Origin of the sequence: Streptomyces sp. NPDC101118, from assembly GCF_044759445.1 — a bacterium.
GTDB lineage: Bacteria > Actinomycetota > Actinomycetes > Streptomycetales > Streptomycetaceae > Streptomyces.
This window is the reverse complement of sequence record NZ_JBIVZG010000022.1, coordinates 22,052-34,592: the sequence shown is the minus strand read 5'-3', so window position 1 is coordinate 34,592 and position 12,541 is coordinate 22,052. Positions and strand designations below refer to the sequence as shown.

Below are 12,541 nucleotides of genomic sequence, written 5' to 3'. Positions count from 1 at the left end.
CCGCTCAGAACTCGATGCGCTCGCGGCGGGTGGCGCGCAGCGTGATGACGGAAAGGATCATGGTGAGGACGAGCATGACGACGCCCATGGCGCAGGCGTAGCCGCTCTTGCCGAAGAAGAGGAAGTTGCGCATCAGGACGGTGGCCATGACCTCGCTGTGGTGGTCGGGCCCGCCGCCGAACTGCCCCTGGGTCATGGTGGACACCAGGACGAACATGTCCATGGCCGCGATGCCGAGGTAGACCGCGGAGGTCTGCACGGAGTCCCACAGCAGGGGCAGGGTGACCTTGAAGAAGGTCTGGGCGCGGCCGGCGCCGTCGAGCAGCGCCGCCTCGTAGATGTCCTTGGGGACGGACTGCATGGCCGCGGAGAACAGGACCAGGTAGAAGCCGACCCCGTGCCAGACGACGACCAGCAGCAGGCACCACAGGACGAGGTCGGGCTCGTTCAGCCATTCGATGGGGGTCTGCGGGTCGACCAGGCCGATGCGGGTCAGCACGCCGTTGAGCAGGCCGCCCTCGTCGCTGCGGTAGACCGCCCCGAAGAGCACCGCGAGGATGGCGAGGGAGAGCACCTGCGGGAAGAAGTAGACGATCTTGTAGAACCCGGAGCCGGCCACGCCCTGCACGCCGCCGGCGCCGCTGCGGCCGCCGGCGTTGAGCATGAAGGCGAAGAACAGGGCCAGCAGGATGGTGACCACCGGGACGAACACCAGGAGCAGCAGGTTGTGCCAGAGTGCGCCGCGGAAGACCTCGTCCTTCAGCAGGTCGGCGTAGTTGTCGAAGCCGACGATGTCGAACGTCGGTGACTGTCCCGTCCAGTTGGTGAAGGAATAGCCGAACGTCTGCACGTACGGCCAGATCACGAAGATCAGGTACAGCGCGAGCGGCACGACGAGGAATCCGGCGATGAAGCCGCCCCGCCCCCTGCTCTTGGCTACGTTGCTCATGGTGTCCGTCCCGTCCGTCCCGCCCGGTCAGTCGCGGTGGTTGTTCTTGGCGTTGGGGTCCTTGGCCGCCTTGTCGACCGCGGCCTGGGCCCGCTTGATCCACTCCTTGGGCTGGATGCGCTTGGCCATCAGCTCGTTGGACGCGTTCTGGATGTCCAGGTCCATCTGGCTGTACCAGTCCGGGTAGCGGTAGTTGAAGGTGTTGTCGCCGGCGGCCTTGAGGGCCTCCACGGCCGACTTGGTGCCCGGGCGCAGCTGCACGTTCGGGTCCACGCCGTCCTTGACGATGGTGAGCGAGTTGGCCTGCTGGGCGAAGAGCGTGGACCACTCGCGGGACAGCATCGAGCGGATGAACTCCAGGCCGCCGGGCTTGTTCGCGGCCTTCTCCGGGACGATGAACGGCTCGCCGGCGCCGGCGCGGATGGCCTCGAAGGGCAGCTTGCTGCCCGGCAGGACCGGCATCGGGAGGAAGCGCATGTCGAAGTCGGCCGGGGTCTGCTTGAGCTGCTCGTTCTCCAGCCAGGAGCCGCTGGTGATGAAGGCGGCCTTGTACTGGTTCCACCGGGTCTGGCTCTCGGTGTGGGTGAGGCCGTTGGTGCCCGGCATCAGCAGGCCCTTCTCGACGACCTCGTAGACGGCCTCGACGGCCTCCAGCGCGACCGGGTTGTTCTCGAAGGCGTTGGCCTCGAGGTTGTCGATGGCCTTCATGGCCTCCAGACCGCCCTTCTTGGCGATCAGGTCCATGATGGCGACGTTGATGTAGTACGGGTACTTGCCCTGGTGGGCGAGTCCGCCGAGGCCCGCGGCCTTGGCCTTCGTACAGACGTCGAGGAACTCGTCCCAGGTCTTGGGCGGGTTCCAGCCCTTCTCCTTGAAGAGCTTGCCCGAGTACCACAGGCCCCAGACGGTGTAGACGTAGTTCACCGCGACGAACTTGCCGCCCTGGGTGCCCTGTTCGACGGTGCCGGGGATGAGCATGTCCCGGACCTTCTTGTTGGGGTCGTCCAGGGAGGGGGCGTCCAGGACCGGCGTGAGGTCGGCCAGCTGCCCGCCCTTGAAGAGCACGTCCAGCTTGATCTGCTGGGCGCCGGAGTCGTCGATGACGTCCGGGGGGTTGCCGCCGTTGAAGCGGGGCTGGAGCTTGCCGGTGATCTCCTGGGTGCCGAGGTGGGAGCTCTTGGTGCCCCACTTCTTGTCGAACGCGGCCTCCCAGGCCTTGGCGTAGTCGTCGCCGTAGCCGCCCTTGAAGACGACGACGTCGAGCTTGCTGCCCTTGGCCACGCCGAAGGGGTTCTCCTTGGTGGCCTTGGTGCCGCTGTTGCCGCCGCTGGGCTCCTCGCCGCCGCCGGAGGCGCACGCGGACAGGAAGCTCATCGTCGGCACGGTGATCAGGCCGAGTGCCGCGGACCGCTTGATCAGATCGCGGCGGCCCAGCCCCTCACCGGTGCTGCGCTCGCCGTGGGCGGAGGTGGATCCCATGCTCAAGTCCTCGCCTTCGTCAGATGTGTGAAGGACGCCGAAAAAACCAGGCAGTTGCGAATTCGGACATCACCGCAGGTCGCCCGCCGTCCCCCGGTCCGGGGCCGCTCGTGCCGCGGTGGGCCGGACGGGCACAGGTATAGTCCACTTCCGCTCGGCGGAGCAAGATCGAGCACAAGGATGACTCCGGGCTTTTCCGAGTTGAGACCTCACCGTCACACGGCATGCTTTCCCCGAAAAGCGGAAGGGCCGTACCCCCTTAACGGGGATACGGCCCTTTGGTGCCGTCAGGCACCCTTATGCCTCAATCGACGACGCCGCTCGGCGTGTCGGCTGGTTTCAGCCGCTGCGTTCAGCCGCGGATGAGGTTGCGCAGCACGTACTGCATGATGCCGCCGTTGCGGTAGTAGTCCGCCTCGCCGGGGGTGTCGATGCGCACGACCGCGTCGAACTCGACGCCGGTGTCGGTGGTGACCTTCACCGTGCTGGGGGTGGTGCCCTCGTTCAGCTCCGTGATGCCCGCGATGGAGAAGGTCTCCTCGCCGGTCAGGCCGAGCGAGTCGGCCGACTGGCCGGCCGGGAACTGCAGGGGCAGGACGCCCATGCCGATGAGGTTCGAGCGGTGGATGCGCTCGTACGACTCGGTGATGACGGCCTTGACGCCGAGGAGCGCGGTGCCCTTGGCGGCCCAGTCGCGGGACGAGCCGGAGCCGTACTCCTTGCCGCCCAGGATGACCAGCGGGATGCCGGCGGCCTGGTAGTTCTGCGACGCGTCGTAGATGAAGGAGACCGGGGCGCCCTCGACGGTGAAGTCGCGGGTGAAGCCGCCCTCGGTGCCCGGCGCGATCTGGTTGCGCAGGCGGATGTTGGCGAACGTACCGCGGATCATGACCTCGTGGTTGCCGCGGCGGGAACCGTACGAGTTGAAGTCGCGGCGCTCGACGCCGTGCTCGGTGAGGTACTTGCCGGCCGGGGTGTCGGCCTTGATCGCACCGGCCGGGGAGATGTGGTCGGTGGTGACCGAGTCGCCCAGCTTGGCCAGCACGCGGGCGCCGGTGATGTCGGTGACCGGGGTGGTCTCCATGGTCATGCCCTCGAAGTACGGGGGCTTGCGCACGTAGGTGGACTGCGGGTCCCACTCGAAGGTGTTGCCGGTCGGGATCGACAGCGCCTGCCACTGGGCGTCGCCCGCGAAGACGTCCTGGTAGGACTTGGAGAACATGTCCTCGCCGATGGCGTTGGCGACGACGTCGTTGACCTCGGCCTCCGACGGCCAGATGTCCTTGAGGAAGACCGGGTTGCCCTCGGTGTCGATGCCGAGCGCGTCCTTGGTGATGTCCACCTTCATGGAACCCGCGAGGGCGTACGCGACGACCAGCGGCGGGGAGGCCAGGTAGTTCATCTTGACGTCGGGGTTGATCCGGCCCTCGAAGTTGCGGTTGCCCGAGAGGACCGAGGTGACCGCGAGGTCGTGGTCGTTGACGGCCTTGGAGACCTCCTCCGGCAGCGGGCCGGAGTTGCCGATGCAGGTGGTGCAGCCGTAGCCGACGAGGTTGAAGCCGACCTTGTCGAGGTACGGGGTCAGACCGGCCTTGTCGAAGTAGTCGGTGACGACCTTCGAGCCCGGGGCGAGGGTGGTCTTGACCCACGGCTTGCGGGTCAGGCCCCTCTCCACGGCCTTCTTCGCCACGAGGGCGGCGGCGACCATGACGTACGGGTTCGAGGTGTTGGTGCAGGAGGTGATCGCGGCGACCGTGACGGCGCCGTGGTCGATCGTGTAGGTGGTGCCGTCGGGGGCGGTCACCTCGACCGGGTTCGACGGGACGCCGTTGCTGACGGCCGGGGCGTCGGAGGCCGGGAAGGACTCCTGGCCCGCCTCGTCGACCATGTCGACGTAGTTGCGGACGTCCTGGGCGAACTGCGCGGCGGCGTTCGCGAGGACGATGCGGTCCTGCGGGCGCTTCGGGCCGGCGATCGACGGGACGACGGTGGAGAGGTCGAGCTCCAGCTTCTCGGAGAAGTCGGGCTCGGCGGCCGGGTCGAGCCAGAGGCCCTGCTCCTTGGCGTACGCCTCGACGAGCGCGACCTGCTGCTCGGAGCGGCCGGTCAGGCGCAGGTAGTTCAGGGTCTCGCCGTCGATCGGGAAGACCGCGGCGGTGGAGCCGAACTCCGGCGACATGTTGCCGATGGTGGCGCGGTTCGCGAGCGAGGTGGCGGCGACGCCCTCGCCGTAGAACTCGACGAACTTGCCGACGACGCCGTGCTTGCGCAGCATCTCGGTGATGGTGAGCACCAGGTCGGTGGCGGTGGTGCCGGTGGGCAGCTCGCCGGTCAGCTTGAAGCCGACGACGCGCGGGATGAGCATGGAGACCGGCTGGCCGAGCATGGCGGCCTCGGCCTCGATGCCGCCGACGCCCCAGCCGAGCACACCGAGGCCGTTGACCATGGTGGTGTGGGAGTCGGTGCCGACGAGGGTGTCGGGGTACGCCTGGCCGTTGCGGACCATGACCGTGCGGGCCAGGTGCTCGATGTTCACCTGGTGGACGATGCCGGTGCCCGGCGGGACGACCTTGAAGTCGTCGAACGCGGTCTGGCCCCAGCGCAGGAACTGGTAGCGCTCCTTGTTGCGGCCGTACTCCAGCTCGACGTTCTGCGCGAAGGCGTCGTTGGTGCCGAACTTGTCGGCGATGACGGAGTGGTCGATGACCATCTCGGCCGGGGAGAGCGGGTTGATCTTCGCCGGGTCGCCGCCGAGCGCGGCGACGGCCTCACGCATGGTGGCGAGGTCGACGACGCAGGGCACACCGGTGAAGTCCTGCATGATCACGCGGGCCGGCGTGAACTGGATCTCCTGGCTGGGCTGGGCCTGGGAGTCCCAGCTGCCGAGCGCCCGGATGTGGTCGGCGGTGATGTTGGCGCCGTCCTCGGTGCGGAGCAGGTTCTCCAGCAGCACCTTCAGGCTGTAGGGAAGGCGGGCCGAGCCCTCAACCTTGTCCAGCCGGAAGATCTCGTACGACTCGTCGCCCACCTGCAGCGTGCTGCGGGCGTCGAAGCTGTTCGCCGACACGACAGTCTCCTTCATGCATGAATTCGCGCGTTCTACCGCATCCTGCCGCGTGGCACTCTGGCCAGTCCGCTAAGGTAGGGCTAAGTTAGGTAACCCTTACCTGCGGCGCGGCTGCGGGACGCCTTCGGCAGATATCTCGATGTCGAGATAACTCTAGTGCATGAGGGCGTCCTGGTCATGCACGGGCGGGGGTGACATTGCCGTGTGACGTGTGACTTCGGCGGCACGCGCACTCCGGCCGCACCCGGGGGCACGACCTCGCAACGAGGGGCACGGTGGGCGAGCGTCCCGCCTGAGGGGTGCTCAGGCGGGGCGGCGACGTGACGCGGAAGCGGTCCCTCCACGCGCCCCTCCACTCCTCCCCCACACCGGCCCCACGCACCCCTCACCCGCCAGTGGCACGCACCACACCCCCACAACAGCGCCATGCCGTAGGGCCAATTGACCTGATTGCCCCATAACAGCCATACCGGACACACGAATGGGGCACCCCCGGAAGGCAAGATCTCATATCTGAGATACGGTGCACCCATGGCAGACGACTACCTCGTACGCATCGGCAAGCTCATCCGTGATGCCCGGCAGCACCGGGGCTGGACGCAGAGTCAGCTCGCCGACGCACTGGGCACCAGCCAGAGCGCCGTGAACCGCATCGAACGCGGCAACCAGAACATCAGCCTTGAGATGATCGCCCGAATCGGTGAAGCACTCGACAGCGAGATCGTCTCCCTGGGCTACGCCGGCCCGATGCACCTGCGCGTGGTCGGCCGCCGCCGCCTGTCCGGCGCCATCGACGTCAAGACCAGCAAGAACGCCTGCGTCGCGCTGCTCTGCGGCTCCCTCCTCAACAAGGGCCGCACGGTGCTCCGCAGGGTCGCCCGCATCGAGGAGGTCTACCGCCTCCTGGAGGTGCTGAACTCCATCGGCGTACGGTCCCGCTGGATCAACGGCGGCGTGGACCTGGAACTCGTACCGCCGGCCGAGCTCGACATGGACGCCATCGACGCCGAGGCGGCCGTCCGCACCCGCAGCATCATCATGTTCCTGGGCCCGCTGCTCCACCGCATGGACCGCTTCCGGCTGCCCTACGCCGGCGGCTGCGACCTCGGCACCCGGACCATCGAGCCGCACATGATCGCGCTCCGCCGGTTCGGCCTGGACATCACCGCCACCGAGGGCATCTACCACGCCGAGGTCGAGGCCGGGGTCTCCCCCGAACGGCCCATCGTGCTGACCGAGCGCGGGGACACCGTCACCGAGAACGCGCTGCTGGCCGCGGCCCGCCACGACGGCGTGACCGTCATCCGCAACGCCTCCTCCAACTACATGGTCCAGGACCTGTGCTTCTTCCTGGAGGCCCTGGGCGTCCGGGTCGAGGGCATCGGCACCACCACGCTGACCGTGCACGGCGTGCCGAACATCGACGTCGACGTCGACTACTCCCCCTCCGAGGACCCGGTCGAGGCGATGAGCCTGCTGGCCGCCGCGGTGGTCACGGAATCCGAACTGACCATCCGGCGCGTCCCGATCGAGTTCATGGAGATCGAGCTGGCGGTCCTGGAGGAGATGGGCCTGGACCACGACCGCTCGTCGGAGTACGTCGCGGACAACGGCCGCACCCGGCTGGTGGACCTCACGGTCCGCCCGTCGAAGCTCGAGGCCCCCATCGACAAGATCCACCCGATGCCGTTCCCCGGCCTGAACATCGACAACGTCCCGTTCTTCGCGGCGATCGCGGCGGTGGCCCAGGGCCAGACCCTGATCCACGACTGGGTGTACGACAACCGGGCGATCTACCTCACGGACCTCAACCGCCTCGGCGGCCGGCTCCAGCTCCTCGACCCGCACCGGGTCCTGGTCGAGGGCCCGACCCGCTGGCGCGCGGCGGAGATGATGTGCCCGCCGGCCCTCCGCCCGGCGGTGGTGGTCCTCCTGGCGATGATGGCCGCCGAAGGCACCTCGGTCCTCCGCAACGTCTACGTCATCAACCGCGGCTACGAGGAACTCGCCGAACGCCTCAACTCGGTCGGCGCCCAAATCGAAATCTTCCGGGACATCTAGAACATCCCGGGCATTCCGCGGCACGGGCCCCGCAGCTCTTCACGGAGAGCTGCGGGGCCCCGGTGCTTCCGGCGGGCGCCCGCCGGTTGCCCGTGCAGACACCTTGATCGGCCGGACGCGCGAGGGTTTGAATGATCCGATGACCACACAGGCGCGACTTTCGGCCACCGTCGCGGGAGTACCGCTCGACGACGTGATGGCCGTACTGCGGCGCGACCGGCCGGTCTTCCACTCCGAGGCGGACCTCCAGCACGGCTTCGCCCGCGCCCTGTGGAAGGCGGCTCCCGAGGTGCACTCCCGGCTGGAGGTGCCGCGGCGCCGCCCGGGCCGTGCCGAGTACCTCGACCTGCTGTGCCTCGGGCCGGCGGGCGGGCAGACCCTGATCGAGTTCACGTACTTCACCCGCGACTGGGCCGGCACGCTGCCCGGCCCGCCGGCCGAGGAGTACCGGCTGCGGAACCACGGGGCGGACGACCTCGCCCGGCTGCGCTTCGTCGAGGACGTCGTGCGGCTGGAGGCCTTCTGCGACCGCCCCGACCGGAACGGCCTCGCGATCCTGGTCACCAACGCCCCCGCCCTGTGGACCGCCCCCAAGCCCCGGCCCACGCCGCCGCGCGACCTCGAGTTCCGCCTGCACGAGGGCCGCACCCTCACCGGCACCCTCCGGTGGGCCGGTGGCGCATACCCGGCCAACACCCGCCGCCTCCGCGGCCGCTACACGATGACCTGGCAGCCGTACTCGGAGCTCCCCGGCCCGGGCGGCGCCTTCCGCTACCTGGCGGTGCCGGTCGGCGCCCCGGCGGAGCCCGGCGCCCCCGTCACCGGCTGACCGGCCGCCCGTCGGCGGTCCGGTGCTGCTGGTGCGGGATGGACGGGATGGCGGACAGCAGAACCGCCGCGAGTACGGCCATGTGCCTCGATGGGCGCCCAGATGGAAGTCTTCCCCGACACCTACCGGCTCCGGCGGCGGGCGGCAGACCGAAGGGTCCCCGCCCGCCCGTTGCGCTGTGCCTGGTGCGGGATCTCGGGAATGGCGATGCCGAGGACCTCGGCCACGCCGCTGGGGTCCCCGGCCAGGGCGTCGACCAGGCGTTCGACGAGGTGTTGGCGCATGCCCTGCTCTTCCCGAAGTCCTTCGGCGCACAGCAGCAACATGACGCGGCGCCAGCGGTGGCTCCCGGGGACAGCGGCGCGCAGGACCCGTGATGCTCCGGCCGGCCCTCGCTTGACGGCCTCCACCACCGCCTCGCTGAGTCGCTGGGCCTCCTGACGGTCCGCCGGCTCCGAGAACAGCGCGGCGGCGAGGGCGGCCATGTGCCGTGCCTCCGGCGACCATCCCGCAGTGTCGCTGTTCAGGGTGCGCCAGGCGTCCCGCACGGCGTCCCGTACGGTGTGCGGCAGCACGAGCGCGCGCCCCGGCGCCAGAACGGGGACCAGGCCCCAGAGTTCCGGCTCCCGCAGCCACTCGTCAAGCAGCCGCGCGCCCGTCACGCCGGCGATCCCGAAGACGTCGTGACGGCCGCCGATCCGCGCGATGGGGTGTTTCCAGTCCCGGATGGGATCGCATGCGCTCAGCCACCCCACGTGGAGCGGCTCCTGGGGGTCCGCATCGCGCAAAACGGCCTCGATGACGGCCGGCCCCAGCTGATTGGCCAGGTCCGACGTCCCTCGCGAGTGCACGTCCAGCAGTGCCAGCATCAGCGAGGCGAATGCGGGCTTCACGCCTCCGGGCAGGACGAGGTTGCCGTAATCCGTGAACAGCGCCTCGGTCGCCCGGGCAAGGTCCTTCTGGGGGTCGAAGCGGAACGACAAGTCGGCGGATACCAGTGGGAACAGCGGACGGCGATCCCGCGCCCAGTCCGCGAGACTTCCCGTGAGCATGGAGACGTCGCCGTGGCGGTCCCAGGTCTCCTCCAACTCGGTCCAGTCCGCAAAGTCACCGTAGTCACCCCTGCGCACGGCCTCGGCGGCAGCAGCCGTGTCGCCCTCCTCCGCGAGCACCTGGCCCACCACCCACGGCAAGCCTGTCAGGGTGCGACGGAGCGAGCCCTCGTCCATGCAGTCGGCCGCCAGGAAATCCGCAAGCGACCCCCGGCTGGGACGAGCGACGAACCGGGCCGCCGCATGGAGCCACGTGACCTTCGGCGGCACCGTGTCGGTCACGGCTCGCCACAAGCCGACCTGGCGGCCATTCGTGGGACGCAGCCGCGTCACGGTGCACGCCACGCCCAGATCGTCCACTTCCCACATGGACGCCGGGGCACGGAAGCGGCGGCCACCGAGCTCGCCCAGCAGGTTCACGTAGTGCCGGGCCCACGGGGCGTAGCCGGTCTTCGCCAAGCCGTTCCCCTCACGGCGACGGCGGATGGGCGAGAACACGAGAGTCGAGGCCACGTCCACGGGCACCTCCACCCACCGTTCCATGGTGAGGGACTGCAGCCGCGTGTTCCGCATCTCGTGGGCAAGGCGCAGCGCTTCGTTCTTCACCGCATCCGACACCACCGCGTACAGGGCCGCCAGCAGCGCCTCCAGAGCTGCTCGCTCCTCTGCCGGAACGTCGGCGCGGTCGAGGAACGCCGCGACGGTGAAGATCAGGGTGGCGTCGTCGAAGTCCCCGCGTGACGACAACCGCTCGGCGGCCGCACACGAGAGCGCTTCGGCCATGTGGACGGGAAGGCACCGGCCGAGATTTCGGGCGTCCGAGTCCAGTGGCATCTTGAGCAGGGCCAGCGCCTGGGTTGCCAGCGGGGACGCGTAGGCAGGAGCCCTGACCATGCCGTCGGCCAGGACGTCGACGGCCAGCCGCGATCCGGCCAGCACGTTCTGCCCGAGCTCGTGGTTCTCTTCCGAGAAGCTGTTCAGCCCCATGACCAGCGAGAGGACGGTGTCCCGCATGGTCTCGCGCTTGGCGAAGATGTGGCCGAAGGCGAAGAGGATGGCGTTCCGCCAGTGCGCGCTGGAGGCGATGCACCGAAGCCGCTCGGAGATCTGCTCCTCCGTGCCCTGCATGATTCCCTGTGCGGCCCAGAACTCCTGGAGCGACCTGATCTCGAAGCCGATCTCGTCGGCCCGGCCGGACACCAGGAAGACCAGGCGTTCCGTGGCGGCCTTGATGATCTTCTCTTCGAGCTGTTCGAGGTTCGTCCCGGTGTGCCCCTCACGGGCCAGCCGGTCTCGGACGATGACCCCGAGTTCGTCCACGCTCAGGGTGGAGTTCGTCTGCCCCGAGGTCTCGCTGCGGGTCTGGAGCAGCAGCCCGACCTGAGCGTGGATGACGTCCACGTCGGGCCTGTGGTCGCGCAGCAGCGCGCTCGCCTGGCTGTCCTTCTCCAATTCACGCTCGTAGATCACCCGGTAGTAGTCGTCGAAGAGGGTGTAGCGGTCCTTGGGGGCCTGTCCCACCCGGTCGAGCAACACGGCGAGAATGGTCACCTGGAGGGGACTGGACATCAGGTGCGCCGTGGTGGGTTCGGCGTACGCCCGCTCGATGCGCTCGACCAGCCGGTCGGCTCGGTCGCTCTCGTTCCCGTGCCGTGCCACCGCCAGCTTCGTCCCGTAGTTCATGGCAATGGCCTTGGACAGCGGAGACAGGTGCAGGTGCCGGTAGTGCGCCGAGGAGAACCGCTTCGTGTAGCCCTGCGGCCTCGTCGTCGCCATGACCATCAGGTCCGCGTCCACGGAATCCGCCTCAACGAGAAAGTCGTCGATGAGGGTGAGGACCTGAGCCCGGTTGCTGGTGGCGGGTACCTCGTCCAGGCCGTCGAACGCGACGAACCAGGGGTAGCGCTTGAGCCAGCTCCTGACCTGGGTGGTGCTGACCGGCGTCCCGCACCTCTTTCCGATCATGGAGGCGATGTAGCCGAGGATGGACGTCACATCGCCCTTGGCGTGGTCGTCCGCAAGCCGGGTCAGCTGGATGGAAACCGGCCAACGGCGGTTACGCGGAACCGGGACGTCCTCAGCCGTCATCAGAGTGCGGATCTTGGTACAGGCTGCTCGGAGCTCGCCCCGCTCGGCGATCGGGGAATCGGCCAGCATGGCCACGCGGTAGGCCTGACACATGAGCTGGGTCACCGTGGACTTCCCCTGGCCGGGTCCTCCCACGAGGACGAACCGCTTACAGGACTCCCCCTCGACCCCCTCGGCCAATGGCATCCCCAAGCCGTCCGACTGGCCGTCGCCGACGCCCAGGAGGGAGGCGACCACCCGGCTGGAGTCCTGCCCGGCCGGTCCCGAATCCCAGAGCTGGTACGGGAGGTCCACGAAGATGTCGGCCAGGGCCACGTTGCGGTCGTCGGCGGAGCCGGCCTGGTCCAGGTTGACGTAGCGCTGGCGGAGGAGTTCCTGGGCGGTGAAGCGGGTGAGGGCCTCCTGGAAGGCCTGGTCCTCCCTGCCCCCGGCACCCAGGACGGCGGCCAGGACGTCGCCGGGGGTGATCCACGAGGCGTACGTGGTGCGGACGGAGTCGTGGTTGGCCAGCTGCGTGCCAATCACGTCGAAGTGCCAGACGAGCCAGCCTTTGAGCCCGAGCTCCGGCGCCGTCTTCGCGAAATAGGCCTCGACCGTGTCCAGTCCGCCGCCGTCCTGCGGAGAGAGACGCACGTTGGTGGCGACAACGAAGTAGGAGGGGATTCGCTTGCCCTCCGCCTTGCGGGCGCGCCAGCCGGCCATCTCGCCCTTCAGCTCGGCGATCAGCCAGGTCGCGTTCTCCTTGGGGGTGGCGGTGTGCTCCTTGTACTTGGCCTGAATCACGCCATAGCCGTTCCAGCAGTGACCGTTGGCGGTGACCGGAACCGGGCCGTCGAACGTGGCCTCGCGGCCGCCGTCGGCGCCCGATCCGAAAACCCCGACGCCGGGGCCGAACTCGGCCATGGTCAGTGATTGGACGAGGTGCTCGAATTCCTGGCTGCCGAGCCGGCTCAGATCGAAGCGCATGGAGAGATCTTGCTATACGCCGTGACTGCGTGTGACCCGGTCTCCCCAAC

6 protein-coding genes are annotated in these 12,541 nt (G+C 68.8%); 2 read left to right on the top strand and 4 right to left on the bottom strand.

All coding sequences use genetic code 11. The features are described from left to right. Positions 1 to 4 precede the first annotated feature (4 nt). From ACIQUQ_RS28730 to acnA, 3 genes are all read right to left on the bottom strand, one after another. Positions 5 to 949 (bottom strand): carbohydrate ABC transporter permease, encoded by a 945-nt coding sequence (locus tag ACIQUQ_RS28730; protein WP_403981526.1) that lies wholly within the window; start codon positions 947 to 949, stop codon positions 5 to 7. 27 nt (positions 950 to 976) lie between these two features. Continuing rightward, positions 977 to 2,428, bottom strand: coding sequence for an N-acetylglucosamine/diacetylchitobiose ABC transporter substrate-binding protein (gene ngcE, locus ACIQUQ_RS28725; RefSeq protein ID WP_403981523.1), 1,452 nt, complete (start codon positions 2,426 to 2,428; stop codon positions 977 to 979). 352 nt (positions 2,429 to 2,780) lie between these two features. Continuing rightward, entirely contained in the window at positions 2,781 to 5,495 is a 2,715-nt protein-coding gene (gene acnA, locus ACIQUQ_RS28720) for an aconitate hydratase AcnA (RefSeq protein ID WP_403981520.1), read from the bottom strand. A 531-nt stretch (positions 5,496 to 6,026) separates the two neighbouring features. Between acnA and ACIQUQ_RS28715 the strand changes: the two genes are divergently transcribed. Both ACIQUQ_RS28715 and ACIQUQ_RS28710 read left to right on the top strand, forming a co-directional pair. Further along, positions 6,027 to 7,556 (top strand): helix-turn-helix domain-containing protein, encoded by a 1,530-nt coding sequence (locus ACIQUQ_RS28715; protein WP_403981518.1) that lies wholly within the window; start codon positions 6,027 to 6,029, stop codon positions 7,554 to 7,556. Positions 7,557 to 7,695: 139 nt separating this feature from the next. Beyond that, the gene (locus ACIQUQ_RS28710) at positions 7,696 to 8,385 is read left to right on the top strand and encodes a hypothetical protein (RefSeq protein ID WP_403981516.1); all 690 of its coding nucleotides are present in this window, start codon (positions 7,696 to 7,698) and stop codon (positions 8,383 to 8,385) included. A 122-nt stretch (positions 8,386 to 8,507) separates the two neighbouring features. On the opposite strand, the gene ACIQUQ_RS28705 is transcribed toward ACIQUQ_RS28710, so the two are convergent. Then, a complete protein-coding gene (locus ACIQUQ_RS28705; protein WP_403981513.1) occupies positions 8,508 to 12,491 on the bottom strand; it encodes an NACHT domain-containing protein in 3,984 nt (1,327 codons plus the stop codon). Between the last annotated feature and the right edge of the window lie 50 nt (positions 12,492 to 12,541).

What these genes read in the sequence shown, in the direction of transcription:
- ACIQUQ_RS28730 (WP_403981526.1), bottom strand. Translation starts at nt 949, where the DNA reads ATGAGCAACGTAGCCAAGAGCAGGGGGCGGGGCGGCTTCATCGCCGGA.
- ngcE (WP_403981523.1), bottom strand. Translation starts at nt 2,428, where the DNA reads ATGGGATCCACCTCCGCCCACGGCGAGCGCAGCACCGGTGAGGGGCTG.
- ACIQUQ_RS28715 (WP_403981518.1), top strand. Translation starts at nt 6,027, where the DNA reads ATGGCAGACGACTACCTCGTACGCATCGGCAAGCTCATCCGTGATGCC.
- ACIQUQ_RS28710 (WP_403981516.1), top strand. Translation starts at nt 7,696, where the DNA reads ATGACCACACAGGCGCGACTTTCGGCCACCGTCGCGGGAGTACCGCTC.
- ACIQUQ_RS28705 (WP_403981513.1), bottom strand. Translation starts at nt 12,491, where the DNA reads ATGCGCTTCGATCTGAGCCGGCTCGGCAGCCAGGAATTCGAGCACCTC.